Origin of the sequence: Nannocystis pusilla, assembly GCF_026626665.1 — a bacterium.
Classification (GTDB): Bacteria; Myxococcota_A; Polyangia; order Nannocystales; family Nannocystaceae; genus Nannocystis; species Nannocystis pusilla.
In genome coordinates this window covers 4,242,266-4,258,810 of record NZ_JAPNKE010000002.1, presented here as the reverse complement: position 1 = coordinate 4,258,810, position 16,545 = coordinate 4,242,266, and the positions used below count along the sequence as shown (strand labels likewise).

At 70.0% G+C, this 16,545-nt stretch carries 14 protein-coding genes; 3 read left to right on the top strand and 11 right to left on the bottom strand.

The features are described from left to right. Positions 1–264: 264 nt before the first annotated feature. From OV079_RS18725 to OV079_RS18675, 11 genes are all read right to left on the bottom strand, one after another. Positions 265–1,650, bottom strand: coding sequence for a hybrid sensor histidine kinase/response regulator (locus OV079_RS18725; protein WP_267770177.1), 1,386 nt, complete (start codon positions 1,648–1,650; stop codon positions 265–267). 848 nt (positions 1,651–2,498) lie between these two features. Then, positions 2,499–4,298 (bottom strand): Na(+)/H(+) antiporter subunit D, encoded by a 1,800-nt coding sequence (locus OV079_RS18720; protein WP_267770176.1) that lies wholly within the window; start codon positions 4,296–4,298, stop codon positions 2,499–2,501. After that, positions 4,291–4,488: a hypothetical protein gene (locus OV079_RS18715; protein WP_267770175.1), complete on the bottom strand. Its 198-nt coding sequence runs from the start codon at positions 4,486–4,488 to the stop codon at positions 4,291–4,293. The genes OV079_RS18720 and OV079_RS18715 overlap by 8 nt, the downstream gene beginning before the upstream one ends. Positions 4,489–4,532: 44 nt before the next feature. Further along, entirely contained in the window at positions 4,533–6,110 is a 1,578-nt protein-coding gene (locus OV079_RS18710; protein WP_267770174.1) for a monovalent cation/H+ antiporter subunit D family protein, read from the bottom strand. Next, positions 6,107–7,627, bottom strand: a complete 1,521-nt coding sequence (locus OV079_RS18705) for a monovalent cation/H+ antiporter subunit D family protein (RefSeq protein WP_267770173.1) — start codon at positions 7,625–7,627, stop codon at positions 6,107–6,109. Before OV079_RS18705 ends, OV079_RS18710 begins: the two co-directional genes overlap by 4 nt. Beyond that, positions 7,620–8,078, bottom strand: a complete 459-nt coding sequence (locus OV079_RS18700; protein WP_267770172.1) for a cation:proton antiporter subunit C — start codon at positions 8,076–8,078, stop codon at positions 7,620–7,622. Before OV079_RS18700 ends, OV079_RS18705 begins: the two co-directional genes overlap by 8 nt. Next, positions 8,075–8,593: a Na(+)/H(+) antiporter subunit B gene (locus OV079_RS18695; RefSeq protein ID WP_267770171.1), complete on the bottom strand. Its 519-nt coding sequence runs from the start codon at positions 8,591–8,593 to the stop codon at positions 8,075–8,077. The genes OV079_RS18700 and OV079_RS18695 overlap by 4 nt, the downstream gene beginning before the upstream one ends. Continuing rightward, on the bottom strand, positions 8,551–9,306 hold the full coding sequence (locus OV079_RS18690; RefSeq protein ID WP_267770170.1) for a hydrogenase subunit MbhD domain-containing protein: 756 nt from the start codon (positions 9,304–9,306) through the stop codon (positions 8,551–8,553). The genes OV079_RS18695 and OV079_RS18690 overlap by 43 nt, the downstream gene beginning before the upstream one ends. Then, on the bottom strand, positions 9,303–9,614 hold the full coding sequence (mnhG, locus tag OV079_RS18685) for a monovalent cation/H(+) antiporter subunit G (protein ID WP_267770169.1): 312 nt from the start codon (positions 9,612–9,614) through the stop codon (positions 9,303–9,305). The genes OV079_RS18690 and mnhG overlap by 4 nt, the downstream gene beginning before the upstream one ends. 2 nt (positions 9,615–9,616) lie before the next feature. Next, entirely contained in the window at positions 9,617–9,880 is a 264-nt protein-coding gene (locus OV079_RS18680) for an MrpF/PhaF family protein (RefSeq protein WP_267770168.1), read from the bottom strand. After that, positions 9,880–10,356 (bottom strand): Na+/H+ antiporter subunit E, encoded by a 477-nt coding sequence (locus tag OV079_RS18675; RefSeq protein ID WP_267770167.1) that lies wholly within the window; start codon positions 10,354–10,356, stop codon positions 9,880–9,882. The genes OV079_RS18680 and OV079_RS18675 overlap by 1 nt, the downstream gene beginning before the upstream one ends. Before the next feature lie 250 nt (positions 10,357–10,606). On the opposite strand from OV079_RS18675, the gene OV079_RS56055 reads away from it, so the two are divergent. Genes OV079_RS56055 through sppA form a run of 3 tightly spaced genes read left to right on the top strand, consistent with a single transcriptional unit; the run spans position 10,607 to position 16,541 of the window. Next, positions 10,607–13,195 (top strand): endonuclease MutS2, encoded by a 2,589-nt coding sequence (locus tag OV079_RS56055; RefSeq protein ID WP_267770166.1) that lies wholly within the window; start codon positions 10,607–10,609, stop codon positions 13,193–13,195. Further along, positions 13,192–14,607, top strand: coding sequence for a hypothetical protein (locus tag OV079_RS18665; protein ID WP_267770165.1), 1,416 nt, complete (start codon positions 13,192–13,194; stop codon positions 14,605–14,607). The genes OV079_RS56055 and OV079_RS18665 overlap by 4 nt, the downstream gene beginning before the upstream one ends. Continuing rightward, the gene (gene sppA / locus OV079_RS18660) at positions 14,547–16,541 is read left to right on the top strand and encodes a signal peptide peptidase SppA (RefSeq protein WP_267770164.1); all 1,995 of its coding nucleotides are present in this window, start codon (positions 14,547–14,549) and stop codon (positions 16,539–16,541) included. The genes OV079_RS18665 and sppA overlap by 61 nt, the downstream gene beginning before the upstream one ends. Positions 16,542–16,545: the final 4 nt, after the last annotated feature.

The following is a 16,545-nucleotide window of genomic DNA, read 5'->3' as shown; positions in this document are numbered from 1 at the left end:
TGTAGCGCGCGCCGAGCCTGCGCGGCACCGACTGCGATCGGACAGCGCCGGTGCCTTGAAGCATGTTCACAAGGGAATGTCCATGAAGACATGGATGTGAGGGCATGTTCTGGGAACATGTCGTCCGGGATGAGCTCGCTACTCGTCGTTCGCGGGCGACGCGTGCGCGCGAGGGCGAGCCGACGCCGGGCCGCGAGCGATCCTTGCGATCGGTGTAGCGCGGCGCAGCAGGCGGGCTCTCCGACGCCGATCGGACCGCGCCGGTCAGGCCGACGTCCTGGCGCGCACGAGCTCGTCGAGGATCTGCAGCAGCGCGTCGAGGTCGGGCGGCTTGCCGAGGTGGCGATCGAAGCCGGCGTCCCGGGCTCGCTGACGATCTTCGGGCGAGGCGTAGCCGGTGAGCGCGACCAGCTTGGTCGCGCGCTGGGACGGATCGGCCCGGATCGCGCGCGCCACCTCGTAGCCGTCCATGCCCGGCAGGCCGATGTCGCAGAGCACCACGTCGGGTCGGAACACCCGCGCCGTGGCCAGGCCCTCGGGACCCGAGTGGGCCAGGCAGACCTCGTGGTCGCCGAGCTCCAGCGCGTCCTTCAAGGTCTCGGCGGCGTCGAGGTTGTCCTCGATGACGAGGATCCGCCCGAGAGAGGCGCGGCCGGGCGCGGGGGACGATGGGGCTTCGATCGCGGGCGCCGCGATCGCGGGCAGCCGCACCACGAACTCCGCGCCCTGGTTCGGCCCCTCGCTCGTGGCGTGGACGTCGCCGCCGTGCAGCTCGACCAGACCCTTGACCAGCGCGAGGCCGAGACCGAGGCCGCCGCGGCTGCGATCGAGGGTGGTGTCGGCCTGCATGAACGGGTTGAAGAGGCGGGGCAGCATGTCCGGCTCGATGCCCATCCCGCTGTCGCGGATGTGGACGAGCACCTCGGTCTCGGCCGCCGAGACCGAGGCCCTCGCCCACCCGCCGGGGCCGGTGAACTTGGCCGCGTTCTGCAGCAGGTTGCCGACGATCTGCGACAGCCGCGTGGGGTCGCCGTCGACCCATGCGGGCCGGTCGGCGAGCGCGAGCTCCAGCGCGACGTTGCTCCGCTCGAACACCGAGCGGTGGTCCTCGACCGTGCGGCGCACCAGCTCGTTCATCTCCACCGCCGTGCGCCGCAGCTGGATCTTTCTCCGCGAGATCCGGGTGACGTCGAGCAGGTCGTCGATGAGCCGCGTCATGTGCTCGATCTGCCGCTCGATCACTCGCTCCGCGCGGCGGGCTCGCTCGCTCCCCGGGGCGGCGCGCGAGAGGACGTAGAGGCTGTTCTTGATCGGCGCCAGCGGGTTGCGCAGCTCGTGCGAGAGCACCGCGAGGAACTCGTCCTTGCGGCGATCGGCCTCCCGCAGGGCCTCGGCCAGGGCGCGGTGGCGCTCCTCGCTGGCGCGCAGGGCCGCCTCGGTGCGCTTGGCGTCGTGGATGTCGGTCGAGGTGCCGTACCAGCGGGTGATCCGGCCGGACTCGTCGCGCACTGCCAGCGCGCGGCCGAGGAACCACCGGTACTCGTCGACGTGGGGGAACTTGAAGCGGTACTCGATCTGGAACGGCTCGCCGGTTCGGACCGACTCGTACCAGAGGTCGAGGCACCGCTGCTGATCGTCCGGGTGGAGCACGCGCACCAGTTGGCTTCGGTGAGCGTGCCCTCCGGGATGCCGCTGAGCTCGTACCACTGGCGGTTGTAGTAATAGGGGCTGCCGTCGGGGTGGCAGGCCCAGACGATCTGGGGCATCGAGTCGGCGAGCTGCTGGAACTTCACCTCGCTCGCGCGCACGGCCGCGAGCGTCATGCGGGTCTCCGCGGTCAGACGCTCGGCCTCCTCGGCGGCGCGAGCGGCGGCGATCCGCGCCTCGACGTCGCGGGCCCGCCCTGCGCGCAGCGAGCCGGACACGACGCTGATGATCGACCCCGCGATCAGGAACGCGGCGAGCTGCAGCGCCTCTTTGTGGCTCGGTTCGTGGGTGTTCGCCAAGAACCACGCGCCGATGCCCATCGTCGCCAGCGCGGTCGAGACCAGGGCGGGTGCGGCGCCCGTGAGCTGCGCGGACAGCGAGAGGACCGCGAGCGGCACGGCGAAGTAGATGCCGCCGAGCGGGCCGGCGAGCGCGAGCGCGAGGAGCACGGCCGCCGTGGCGCTGGCGAGGGAGAGCGGCCACCTCGCGGCGGGCTCGACGTTCGCGCGCGCCGAAGAACTCTCGCTGGGGGAACGGTCGCCGGTCGTCATCCCGACCCTCGGGTCGACATCACAGGGTAACGCCGGCGGCGGCGTCATGCCGTTTTATGCTGCGCGCGTGCGACCGGGCTCGGCGACGCGGGGCCCGCTGCGCCGTGGTTCGACCGACGAATTGCCGCGGGTCGCGAAAGACCGCAGATGTCCCGAAAGACATGTCGCCGCCGGCCGCGGGCGCGGTGCGACCTGCGAGGAGGTCGACGGCACCGGCGCGGCGAGCGGCGCGCCCGCGGCTCAGGCGGCGATGTAGCCGAGCACGAGGTAGACGAACAGGAAGCCGGTGATCACGACCATCGCGCCGCCGAGGCCCCACTCCTTGAACATGCGGCCCTCCTGCGGCGGCGAGTAGACGACGTCCTTCGTCATCTGCGGCAGGTGGCCGAACAGGTAGTCGAAGAACTCGCGGAAGGCGAGGACGACGGGGCGCAGGAGGTGCTTCCAGACGCCGGGGAACAGGCGGCGGTAGAACCAGTCGGCGTCGAGGGTGATCGTCAGCGTGCGCTTCAGGACCGGGAGCAGGGCGAAGAACGCCAGGCCCGAGAACAGCAGCAGTTGCAGCTGGTTGATGACGTGCGGGACGGTGTAGGGCGCGTAGAGCGTCTCGCCCGCGGCGGCCGGGAACGGCAGGATGGCGTAGAGCGGGCCGTAGAGGCCGGGGACGCCGAGCAGGATGCAGACCGCGGCGAAGAAGATCATCGCCGCGCGCATGTTCCACGGCGGGTCCGGCGGGCGCAGGCCCGAGTCCTTCTGGAAGAACACGAACCACGGGAACTTGATGCCGGCGTGCAGGAACACGCCGGCCGAGGCCGCGGTCAGCGTGAACCAGGCCAGCGCGATGTGCTCGTCGGCGGCGGCCTGGTTGATCATCGACTTGGTGACGAAGCCCGAGGTCAGCGGGAACGACGAGATCGCCAGCGCGCCGATGATGCCGCACGTCATCGTGATCGGCATCGAGTGGTAGAGGCCGCCGAGGTCGGTGCACTTGCGCTTGCCGGTCATGTAGAGGACCGAGCCGGCCGACATCAGCAGCAGCGCCTTGTAGACGATGTGGGCGAACGCGTGGGCGGCGGCGCCGTTGAGCGCCATGGCGGTGCCGATGCCGATCCCGCAGACCATGAACCCGACCTGGTTGACGATCGAGTAGGCGAGGATCCGCCGCATGTCGTTCTCGAGGATGGCGTAGACGATGCCGTACACCGCCATCAACAGGCCGACGTAGATCAGCAGCTGGGTGCCCGCGAACAGCAGCATCAGCACGTAGACGGCCGTCTTGGTGGTGAACGCCGAGAGGAACACGGTGCCGCTCTCGGACGCCTCCGGGTAGGCGTCGGCCAGCCACGAGCCGAGCGGCGGGGCGGCGGCGTTGACGAGGATGCCGAGCAGGATCAGCCAGGCCGCCGCGTCACCTGACCCGAAGGACAGGCCCTCGAAGCCGGCCGCGCCGAAGAAGAAGTGGTGCAGCGCCAGCGGGTCGGCCACGCCCGCGCCCTGCAGCGCGAACACCTTGGCGAGGATGCCGGCCATCAGCAGCACGCCGCCGACGAAGTGGACCAGGGCGTAGCGGTAGCCGGCGCGCCCGGCCGCCTTGGTGCCGGCGCTCCAGATGACCGTGGTCGAGCCGATCGCCATCAGCTCCCAGAAGATGAAGAGGCTGAGGATGTCGCCGGCGAAGGTGACGCAGATGGCCGAGCCGGCGTAGACGAAGGCGGCCGGCAGCTCGACGCGCCAGCGGCGGCCGCGTTCGCTGTCGAGGCCGGTGATCGGGTGGGCGAACAGGGCCCCGGCGAAGGCCATCACCGCGAAGATGGTGGCGAACACCTTGGTGGGCGGGCTTACGGCCAGGACCGTGAGGTCGTACTGGCCCATGAACGGCATGGTGACGGTGAGGTCGTCGGGGATGCCCCAGATGAACCCCAGCGTCAGCAGCGGCAGCAGCAGCGCGACGGCCGGGCCGAGCCCGCGCAGCAGCGGGAGCAAGAGGCCGCCGAGGACCAGGATGATGCCCGGAGGAGGCAGGCCGACGGACTCAGTCATCGTAGAAGGTGTCCTTCCGCTTCAAGATCAGGCCGACGACGAACTTCGACACCAGGACCATGACGGCGCACACGCCGAAGCCGTACCAGGAGTAGAAGCCGAACGTGCCGTCGACGCCGAAGTGGGCGTGGTGGTGCGGGTCTCGCATGACCCAAAAGTCAGCCAGCACCAGCAGCGCCAGCACGACCAAGGAACCGGTCCACAGTTTGCGAATCGTCCGAGGATCTTCGAGGCTCATGGCAGGCCGCTCCGGAGCTGGTTCGCCAGGCCGATGGCGAGGTCGCTGTAGAAGAAGAAGACGATGGTGGCGAGGGCCGTGCAGGACAGCGCGACGACGATCGGCCACGGGGCCTCGCCGTGGTCGTGGGCGTCGTGGCCGTGGTGGTCGCCGGAGTCGCCGAAGTCGCCGTCGGCCGAGGACTGGTGCGGCTCGTGGTGGTGCCTGGGCTCAGCTACGAAGAAGGCGCGGTAGACGATCGGCAGGAAGTAGGCGGCGTTGAGCAGGGTCGAGAGGATGACGACGACCAGCACGAACGGCGCGTCGGTCTCCCAGGTGGCCTGCAGCAGGTACCACTTGCTGACGAAGCCGGCCGTGGGCGGCAGGCCGATCATCGACAGCGAGCCGATGGTGAACGCGGCCATGGTGATCGGCATGCGCCGGCCGATGCCGTCGAGCTGGCTGATCTCGGTCTTGTGCGCGGCCGTGTAGATCGAGCCGGCCGCGAAGAACAGGGTGATCTTGCCGAACGCGTGGGCGGCGATGTGCAGGGCCGCGGCGGTGATCGACAGCGGCGACAGCAGGGCCGCGGCGATGATGACGTAGCTGAGCTGGCTGACGGTCGAATACGCCAGCCGCCGCTTGAGGTTGTCCTGGAACAGGGCGATGCAGCTGGCGATCAGGATGGTCGCGCCGGCGACGTAGATCAGCCAGTCGCCGACGCCGTAGCGCACCAGGACGGCCGGACCGAACACGTAGACTATTACTTTGAGGACGGTGAAGACGCCGGCCTTCACGACCGCCACCGCGTGCAGCAGCGCCGACACCGGGGTCGGGGCGACCATGGCGGCGGGCAGCCAGCGGTGCACCGGCATCAAAGCAGCCTTGCCGATGCCGTACATGTAAAGGACGAACAGGATGCCCAGCGTGGGCGCCGTCAAACTGCCATCCGCCAAGGCGCGCCTGAACACGCCACCTGGCCGGAAGGTCATGTCGCCGCCGGTGAACACGTAGGTGCCGATGATGCCGGCCAGCAGGAAGCACACCGAGGTGACGACGAGGATCCCGAGGTAGGTGCGGGCCGAGCGGATGGCCTCGGCGCTGCCCTTGTGGGCCACCAGCGGGTAGGTGGTGAGCGTCAGCGCCTCGTAGAAGACGAACAGGGTGAACAGGTTGCCGGCGAAGGCGAGGCCCATGACGCTGGCGATCGCCAGGGCGAAGCACACGTAGAACCGGGTCTGGTTCTTCTCGTGGTTGCCGCGCATGTAGCCGATCGAATAGATCGAGTTGAGGATCCACAGGCTGCTGGCGATCAGCGCGAACAGCATGCCGAGCGGCTCGACCTTGAGCTCGAGCCACACGCCCGGGAGCACCTCGGCGAGCTTGAGCGCGGGGGCCTTGGCGAAGCTGGCCCAGAAGCCGTCGGCGAGCACCGCCGGGGCCATGCCCGCCACCACGTACAGGAGCACGCCGGCGGTCAGCAGGGTGACGAGCTCGCGCAGGTCGGGCCAGCGGCCCGCGAGCGAGATGAGCAGGGCGCCGAGCAGCGGGATGTAGAGCGCCAGCAGCTGCGGGCTCACGTCGAAGTGGATCATGGGGCCCCTCCGAGCAGGCTCTTGGCGGCGCGCATGCTGATCTCGCCGGTGAAGGTGGCGGACACGCCGAAGTAGACGCTGGCGCCGATGAGGATCCACATCGGCGCGACCATCGACAGCGGGGCCTCGGTGACCAGAGCGCTCTCGCCCTCGGGCTCCTGGAAGTACGCGGCCTCGACGACGCGCCAGGTGTAGGCGACGGCGAGCAGCGAGCCGACCAGGACGACCGCGGCGACGGGCCACATGTGCGGGGCCTCGAGGGCGCCCTGCACGAGGTACCACTTCGAGATGAAGCCGGCGGTCAGCGGGAAGCCGACCAGGCCGAGGCCGCCGGCGACGAAGGCGGCCATGGTCAGCGGCATGCGCTTGCCGAGGCCGCGGATCGAGCGCAGGTCGCAGCGACCGAGGCGGTACATGATGGCGCCGGCGGCCATGAACATGCCGCCCTTCATCATCGCGTGGTTGAAGATGTGGACGACCGAGCCGGCGACGCCGTGGACGTTGGCGAGCGAGAAGCCGGCGACGATGTAGCCGAGCTGGCCGACCGAGGAGTAGGCCAGCATGCGCTTCAGGTTGGTCTGGCGCACCGCGGTGACGCCGGTGACGAGGATGCCGGCGCAGGCGGCGACGCTGAGCACGAGGTTGGCCGGCATCGCCACGAACGAGAAGCCGACGCCGAAGATCGTAAACAGGAAGCGGAAGGCCATGTAGATGCCGACCTTCGTCGCCGTGGCCGACAGCAGGGCGCTGACGGCCGAGGGCGCGTAGGTGTAGGCCTTCGGCAGCCACATGTGCAGCGGGAACAGGGCCATCTTGAGGCCGAGGCCGCACAGCAGGAACGCGAACGCGACCAGGACCGTGCGGTGGTGGACGATGTCCGGCAGGGCCGCGAGGCGGTCGTGCATGTCCTCCATGTTGAGCGTGCCGGTGACCATCATCAGGTAACCGATGCCGAGGAGGATGAAGCTGGCGCCGACCGAGCCGAGGATCAGGTAGCGCAGGCTGGCGGTGAGCGCCTGGCGGTTCATGTCCTTGCCCATGGCGATCAGCGCGTACACGGTGAGCGAGCTGATCTCGAGCAGGACGTAGACGTTGAAGGCGTCGCCGGTGACCGTGATGCCCAGGAGGCCGCAGATCGCCAGGACCCACACCGCGTAGAAGAAGTTGTGGCGGTCCTGCGGGATCTCCTTCTCCACGCTCTTCTGGGCGTACAGCGTGGTCACGAAGCCGACGCCGGCGACCGTGAGCAGGATGAAGGCGTTGAGCGCGTCGACGCGGTACTCGATGCCCCACTGGCGCGGCCAGTTGCCGAGCTCGTAGGAGATATAACCTGTCTTTGCGGCCAGGACCTGCTGCATCAGCAGGACGGTGAAGTAGAACACCACGCCGGTGATGAGCGTGGCCCACGCCCACGGGCCCTTGCCGCGGCCCATGGCGATCGTCAGGACGCCGCCGATCAGCGGGGTGGTGACGACGAGGACGGGGAGGTTGGGGACGAGCTCGAACGCATCAAGCATGGTGATGCCCCTCCTGCTTGTGCTCGACGTCGTCGGCGGCGTCGGTGACCTGACCGCGCAGGTAGTCGGCGCGCTTGTCGGCCTGGTCCATCGCCTCGATCTCGTCGTACTCGATGGTGCCGTAGGCGCGCTTGATGTTGATGATGAGCGCCAGCGCGACCGCGAGGACGCTGACGCTGACGACGATGGCCGTCAGGATCAGGACGTGCGGCAGCGGGTTGTCGTAGGGGCCCTCGTACTTCTGGGCCCCGTCGAGGATGGTGGTCCACACCGGCGCGGTGCCGCCGTCGACCACCGCCATCGAGATGTAGTAGAGGAAGATCCCCGTCTGGAACAGGCCCAGCGCGATCGCCTGCTTGATCAGGTTGGGCTTGGCGATGACGCCGTAGAGCCCGATCATCATCAAGACGACGTAGATCCAGTAGTTGTAGATCCCGAGAGCACCGGTCACGTGGAGCGCTCCTCCGCGAGCTGATTGAAGATCGTGAGCATGACCATGCTGACGGTGATGCCGACGCCGTACTCGACGAGGGTCATCCCCAGCGACTCGCCGTCGCCCGGCAGCTCCTTGTTGAGCATCGAGTAGTCGAGGAACTTGCCGCCCAGCAGCATGCAGACCGCGCCGGTGCCGCTGTAGATCAGCACGCCCACGCCGGTGAGGATGTCGCTGACCGGCGGCGGGACCACGCGGTACAGCGCGGCCCGGCCGAAGATCAGCGCGTAGAGGATGAACGCGACCGCCAGCACCACGCCGCCCTGGAAGCCGCCGCCGGGGCCGAGCTTGCCGTGGGTGATGACGTAGAAGCCGAAGATCAGGATGAAGGGGATCGACAGCTTGGTGACGACGCGGAGGATGACCTGGTCGGCCATCACGGCGCCGGGCTGCAGGTAGCCCTCGCGCCGCGGCCGCCGCAGCAGGAGGATCAGGCTGACGCCGGCGGTGAAGATGACGGTGGTCTCGAACATGGTGTCGTAGCCGCGGTAGGCCGCGAGCAGCGAGGTGACCGAGTTCGGACGTGGCCGTTGAAGTCGTCGGGCGGGTGGAGGTGGTGGCCCGGCTCGGCGTGCGGCTCGTGGGCATTCAGACCCGGAGGGTCGTGCCGCAAGTGGACCTGCGGGACCATCAGGCCGTAGGTCTGCAGGATCGACTTCTCGCGCCAGGCGGTGTCCTTGGGGTCGGCGGGGATGGGCCCGGCGACGCGGTCGTCGAACCGACGATAGCGCTCGAGGTCGAAGCCCTCGGGCGGCTTCTGCTTGCCCGGCGTGCCGTTCACGAAGCCGACGGTCTGGGCCATCATCTCCGGCACGCGGTAGTGGTGGATCGGCGCAGCCGGGTCGCCGAAGCGGGGCATGTCGAGGGTGCCGTAGATCAGCGCGGCGCCGGTCAACGCCGTGAAGATCAGCGCGGGGACGTGGAGCCGCTTCTTGATCGGCTTCTCCTCGCGGCCGACGTGGACGATGGTGCCGATCAGGAGGATCGTGCTGATGCCGCCGCCGACGGCCGCCTCGGTGAACGAGACGTCCATCGAGTGCATGTTGACCCACACCAGCGCCATCAGGAGGCTGTAGATGCCGGTGAGGATCGAGGAGGCGTAGAGGCTGCGGACCTCGACGATCGCCACCGCGGTGGCGGTGACGAGCAGGAGGAGGAGGGCGTCGATGAGGACGACTGCGGTCACTGGCCGCCTCCTCGCGTCCACGGGCGCAGGCCGTCGATGTGCGCGGCCTTGGTGATGGCGAAGGTGGCGGTGGGGGCGACGATCAGGAGGATGAAGGCGACCAGCATCAGCTTGACCTGGGTCAGCACGTCGGGCGTGACGAACACGAGGCCCAGCAGGATGAGCACCTGCGCCAGCGAGTCGCTCTTGCCCGCCGCGTGCAGGCGCGCGTAGAAGTCGGGGAACTTGAGGACGCCGTAGGTGCCGGAGAAGCTGATGAAGCAGCCGAGCGCGAGCAGGACGGTACAGACGACTTCGTTCCAGTGCATGGCTAGTCGAGCCGACCTTTCTCGATGTACTTGAGGATCGCGATCGTGGTGACGAAGGTGATCAGGGCGTAGATGATCGCCATGTCGATGAACTCGGTCCGGCCGCTGATGTAACCGAGCAGAGTGACGAACACGATCGTCTTGGTGCCGATCGCGTTGGTGGCGAGGATCGTGTCGTAGACCGTCGGGCCGGCCAGCGCGCGGTAGAGCAGCATGAAGGCGCCGACGATCAAAACGACGGCGGTGATCAGGTAGATCGTGGACATCAACCGCCCTCCAGGCGCTTGCAGTGGCGCTCCATGTCACCCTCGAACAGGCTGTCCTCGCCCTCCTTGGTGAGCGAGTGGATCAACATCTCGGTCTGGGTCACCTGCATGGTCACGGTGCCCGGCGTGAGGGTGATCGAGTTGGCGTAGGTGACCGTGACGAAGCCGGCGCGGGTGCTGTAGGGGATCCGCGTGAGGCGGGGATCGATGGGCATGTCGGCGGCCCAGATCCGCTTCAGCACGTCCCAGTTGGCGAGGATGACCTGCCAGACGATGTAGGGGACGTACAGCAGCAGGCCGACGTAGTAGCGCGCGGGGACGCCCTCGTCGTCCACGAGCCCCATCCGGCTCGCCATCCACACCACGAAGGCGATGCAGACGACACCGCAGGCGATGAGAAAGTTGTTGTGGAACTGTCCGGACAGCAGCGCCCAGTAACCGGCCAGGAGGATGACAAGCGATAAGGCGCGCATCATCGGGTAACGTACCCTATCCCGTTTGCGCCATGCGTGCCTAGTCGAAAATTCGCGGCAGGCAAGACGTGTCGCGGGCGATAGGTCGCCGATGCCGCGCGGCGAGCGGCGGGCGATTTCAGGCGCGAGCAGGTCGCAAGCGACGCACGCATGGAAGTCCCCGCCGGCGAACGGGGCTAAAATCCGCGGCCGTGAACGGCCAGGACAATCGCGATCCACTAAGACCGCCACGCGGTCGCCCAGCAGCCGCTCGGTGCTCGTGCACCTTGGCTGGCCGCTCCTGTGCGAGCGCCTCGCCGAACACCTGCGCACCCCGATGGCCCGCTCGCTGCTGCAGGCCGAGGTGGCGGCGGAGCTGGCCCAAAAGCAGTACGAGCCCGACGCGGCGCCGGTGCTGCGGCGGACGTCCGAGCCGGCGCAGGTGCGAACGCTGCTCGCCGAGCAGGACGGGCTGCAGGCGCTCCTGGCGGTGCAGGCCTCGCTGACCCGCGAGTCCGGGGTCCCCGCCAATCTGGCGGACGCGCTGGGGGCTTTGACCGACATCTCTGATGCCGTGGTGCGCGCCAGCCGCGGGGTGATGCTGCTGCCCGCAGAACTGCTCGCAGCCCTGCGCCAATTGCAGGCGGTGAAGCTGTGCGTGGATCTGCACGCGGCGGTCGCGGCCGAGCGCGGGTACGCGAGCGATCCCGGGGTGCTGACGCTGGCGACGCGCGTCGGGGAGCTCCACCCCCAGCGCGATCTTGCGGCGGCGCTCGGCCGATCGATCGCCCCCGACGGCCCCGAAGGCGAGCCTTGGGTGGTCGACGGCGCGAGCCCGGGCCTGCAGAAGGCCCGGCAACGCGTGCGCGAGCTGAAGGCGTCGCTGATGAAGGCGGCCAGTCGCCTGGTCAAACAGACAGGTGTGTCCGAGGTGCTGCAGGACTCGTACTACACCGAGCGCGAGGGACGGATCGTGCTGCCGGTCCGCGCCGACGCGTTCTCCCGCCGCGGCTCGCTCACCGGCATCATCCACGACAGCAGCGCGACCGGGCAGACGCTGTTCGTCGAGCCGTCGGAGCTGATCGAGGAGAACAACTCGCTGCGCGCGGCGCAGATGCAAGCGGCGGCCGAGGAGAGGCGGGTGCTCGAGCAGCTGAGCCGCAGCGTCGGGCAGGCGCACGCGCAGCTGCGCGGCAATCAACTGCAGCTGATCGCGATCGATGCGATCCACGCGCGGCTGCGCTTCGCCGACGCGTACCACGGCCTCGCGCCCGAGGTCGGCGCGGCGACCGCGAGCGAGGACGAGGAGGCGATGGGGCGCTTCGAGCTGATCGCCGCGCGCCACCCGTTGATGGTGCTGTCGGGCGTCGAGGTGGTGCCCAACGACATCCTGCTCGAGGTCGGCTCGGCGCTGGTGATCAGCGGGCCCAACGCGGGCGGCAAGACGGTGGCCCTGAAGACTCTGGGGCTGTGCGCCCTGATGGCGCAGGCCGGGTTGCGCTTGCCGACGCGGCGGCCGGCGAGGCTGCCGCTGGTGCGGGCGATCGTGACGGACGTCGGCGACGACCAGTCGATCGCGGCCAACCTCAGCACGTTCTCGGCGCACATGCAGCACGTGTGCGCGGCGCTGGCGGCGGCGCAGGACCTGCACGGCGGGACGCTGGTGATGCTCGACGAGATCGCGGTCGGCACCGATCCGGAGCAGGGCGCGGCGCTGGCCGAGGCGATCCTGCTGGCGCTGACGGAGGCCGGCGGGACGGTGGTGACGACGACCCACTACGAGCGGCTCAAGCTGCTGGCGCAGCGGTTCCCCGGGCGCTTCGTCAACGCGTCGGTGGGCTTCGACCTCGAGAAGTTGCTGCCGACGTTCCGCCTGCTGATCGGGGTGCCGGGGCCGTCGAGCGCGTTGACGGTGGCGCGTCGTCTGGGCCTGCCGGAGCCGGTGCTGCAGGTGGCCCAGGGGCTGATGGACGAGGGCCGGCTGCGCGTCGACCAACTGCTGCAGGAAGTGGTGGCGGAGCGCGACCGGTTGATCTCGACGCGGCAGGCGGTCGACCGCGAGCGGGCCGAGCTGCGCCGGCGCAATCAAGAGGTGGCCAGGCGCGAGGCCGCCGCGCTCGAGCAGGCGAAGAGCCGCAAGCAGAAGGCGTACGACGCGGCGTCGGCGGAGCTGCGGGCGCTGCACGCGGAGGTGGCGGAGCTGCGCAAGTCGGTGCGAAAGGCGGAGAAGGAGGGCAAGATGGACGTCGCTCTGGGGACCGCCAAGGAGGGGCTGCAGTCCGGGCGCGAGCAGCTGGCGGAGCGGCGCGAGCCGGCCGCGAAGGCGCCGGGGGAGCCGCCGGTGCAGCTGAGCCCGGGCGACCGGGTGAAGGTGGTGTCGCTCGGCAAGGAGGGCGAGGTGCTGGCGGTGAAGGGCGAGCGCGCGGTGGTGCAGGTCGAGGCGCTGAAGACGACGGTGCCGCTGTCGGAGCTGCGCTCGCTGCGGGCGCCGACGCGCACGCGGGCGAAGGTGAAGCCGGGGGTGGCGTCGGCGATCCACCGCTGGGAGGTGCCGGAGGCGCTGCCGTCGACCGCGGGCAAGCACTTCGGCGAGTCGGCGGCGGCGATCGAGGTCGGCATCGACAACAGCGTGGATGTCCGCGGGGCGCGGGCCGACGACGCGCTGCGGGCGATCGACCGCTTCCTCGACGAGGCGATGCAGCGGGACCTCGAGGTGGTGGTGGTGATCCACGGGCACGGCACGGGGGCCTTGCGCAAGGCGGTGCGCGAGCACCTGGCCGAGCAGCCGTTCATCCACCGCACCCGCCCGGGCATGCAGCCGGAGGGCGGCGAGGGCGTGACCGTGGTATGGGTGCAGCCGTGACGGTGGCTCGCTCTCGATCGACCCGTTTGCAGGTGCAGCGACCGGCCGGCAGGTCGCAGGTGCTTCGCCCCGCGGCCGCGCTGGTGGTCGTCGCGCTGGCGGCGACGGCCGAGGCGGCGCCGCCCGAGCCGGCGCCGTTCGGCGAGGGCGAGGGGCGCTCGCTGCTGCGCGACATCGACATGCCGCAGAGCCACGTGGCCGGCGAGTCCGACGCGGCGGCGGTGGCGGTCAACCCGGCGGCGATGGGGTTCCTGCGCGGCTTCAGCGGGGTGCTGGCCGGCAATTACACGCGGGCGACGTCGCAGCGGCGCGGCGGCGGCTTCGGGGTGTTCGTGGCGGTGCCGCTGCAGCTCAAGCTGTTCGGGCAGAAGCTGGCGGACACCTTCCTGTCCCTCGGGGCAGGTTATCAGCGGCTGTGCCCGTTCGGCTGCGGGCGCCTGCCGAGCCAGGACTTCGTCGAGTGGTACCGCGACGACTGGTACCCGGCCGACCTCGACTACAACAAGTTGACGCTGGCGGCCGCGGTGCCGCTGATGCGCTGGGCCCCGGGGCTGTCGCTCGGCATCAGCTACGCGCGCACGTGGTCGGAGCACAACCTCTACGCGCAGCGGCTGCACCAGGCCGAGCTGTCGCTGGCGTACCGCCCGAGCCGCTACGTGGCGATGGGCCTGGTGGCGCGGGCGATCAACACGCCGCGCGCGGGGCAGGATCTGCGGATCCCCGAACCGCCGCGCCCGGGCATCCTCGACCGCCGCCAGCCCTTCGAGCTCGACGCCGAGGTCGCGGTGCGGCCGATCAAGGGCTCGCGCTCGCTCGAGCTCGGGGTCGGCGCGCGTGGTGCCGATGCCCAACGCCGACCCGCGGTTCCACACCCCGGTGCTCGCGCCGCGCGGGCGGATCGCGGCAGGCGGGGCGAGCTGGCGGCTGTTCGGCGAGGTCGAGCGCTACTACGTCAACACGGTGGGGCAGCGCGAGGCCACCGACGCGCTGCGGGCGATGGTCGGGCTCGAGCTCGACTTCACCCACATCGGCGTGGCGGCGGCGCCGGTGCTCGGGCCGAACGGGGCCGAGGGCTTCGGGGCGCAGGGCGGGGCGTTCAAGCTGCGCGCGTCGGCGGAGCGCTACGCGACGCTGGCCCAGCCGCCGCTCGAGGCGCTGCGCTTCGACGTCGACAAGTACGGGGGCGACCGCGGGGCGACCCGGCTGATCGACGCGCTCGACAAGGTCGCGGACCTGCGAGGCGCTCGCGCCGTGGTGGCGCTCGAGGTCGACGGCTCGAACAACGGCTGGGGCGAGATCGAGGAGATCCGCGAGGCCATGCTGCGGGTGCGCGCGCGGCGGAAAAGTCGCGGTGTACCTGCGCGGCGCGGGGCTCAAGGACTACTTCCTGGCGACCGCGGCCGACCGGGTGATCCTTCATCCCGGGGCGCGGCTGTCGATCGTCGGCATGCGCTCGGAGGTGTTTTATTACGCGGAGCTGCTCGGCCGCCTGGGCGCCAAGGCCGAGTTCGTGCGCGCGTACGAGTACAAGTCGCGGCCCGAGCAGTGGGAGCGCACGGGGCCGACGCCGGAGTCGGACGCGCAGCGGCGCCTCTTGCTGACCGACATCTGGAACCACGTGGTGCGGATGGTGGCGAAGGGCCGCAAGACGACGCCGGAGCAGGTGGTGCAGTGGATCGATACGGCGCCGCACACGGCCGAGCAGGCGTTGCGCGCGGGGATGATCGACGCCGTCGGCTACGCCGACGAGCTCGAGGGCGAGCTCGAGAAGTGGCTGTCGCGCAAGGTGTCGCTGCACGCCCCGAGCGCGCTGCCGGTGCATGACATGTCCTTCGGGCCAGGTCCGGCGATCGCGGTGGTCCACGTCGAGGGCACGATCAGCGACGGCGCGAGCCTGACGGTGCCGATCGTCGGCAGCGTGCTGGCCGGCGGGGACACGCTGGTGCGGGCGATCGACCGCCTGCGCGAGGACCGACGGGTCAAGGCGGTGGTGGTGCGCATCGACAGCCCGGGCGGGTCGGTGGCGGCGTCGGACGACATGGCCCGCGCGCTCGAGCGGGTCGCCAAGAAGAAGCCGGTCATCATCTCGATGGGCGACGTGGCGGCCTCGGGCGGCTACTACGTGGCGACCGCGGGCAGCTACATCTTCGCCGACGCGACCACCAAGACGGGCAGCATCGGCGTGTTCCGGCCCAAGGTCGACGTGTCGGGGGTGCTGGAGAAGTTCGGCGTGAAGGTCGAGTCGATCGACTACGGGGCGCGGGCCGGGCTCTACACGTGGTTCAAGCCGTACTCGGAGGACGAGCGGGCGGCCGCGCAGGCCGGGGTCGACGCCAGCTATCAGGAGTTCACGGCGCGGGTGGCGAAGGCGCGCGAGCTGACGCCGGAGCAGGTCGACGCGCTGGCCCGCGGTCGGGTGTGGAGCGGGGTCCGGGCCCTCGAGGTCGGCCTGGTCGACGCCTACGGCGGGCTGCACGAGGCGGTCGCCTACGCGCGCGTGCAGGCCAGGCTGAAGCCCGGCGAGGGCGAGGTGCGCCACGTGCCCGCGCCGCCGACCCTCGGCGACCAGATCAGCGCGATCTTCGGGCTCAGCTGCCGTCGCCCCTCGGTCTGGGTGAGTCGGCGTTGGTGTGGGTGTTGCGCGGCTGCCGCCGAGTCTCTGGCTGTCCGAGCGGCCGACGGAGCTGGCCCTGGCGGAGGAGACGATCGTGGTCGAGTAGGGCCCCGGCCGCCGCCCCGGTCGATCTGTTGTACCCTTCCGGGCAGGCGAAAGAGAGGCAAGGTGTCGCTCACTTCCGAGCAAGAGTGGATTTTGGTGGGCTGCGGGCTCATCGCCCACGCCGACGAGATCCTCGACATCGGCGAGTGGGACGAAGTGTTGCGGTACGTCGGCTCGACCCTCAGCGAGCAAGACCAGCTGATCTGGATGGAGATCCTCTCGCGCCAGGAGCAGCTCGAGCGCCGCTTCAACGACCTGCCGCCGCTCACCGACGAGGCCAAGCAGGAGGACATCCTCCGCCGCTGCTGGCAGATGGCCCTGGCCGACGGCACCGGCTCGGACGTCGAGTCGACCGTCCACGACCGCATCGCCCGCCGCCTCGGCGTCGACCTCGACCGCGTGGCCCAGCTGCGCGACGCCTGGACGCAGCAGGCCCACCTCCGCGCGGAGCTGACCGTCGGCCTGGCGGCGATGTTCGTCAACCTCGACGGCCACCTCGACTTCCACGAGGCGATTCATTTCGACAACCTGCTCGAGCGCCTGCCCATCCCGGTCGGCCGCCGCGTCGAGCTGTCCGAGCTGCTGCACAAGCCGCCGACCCTCGACACCCTGGTCGAGCGCCTCTGACCCT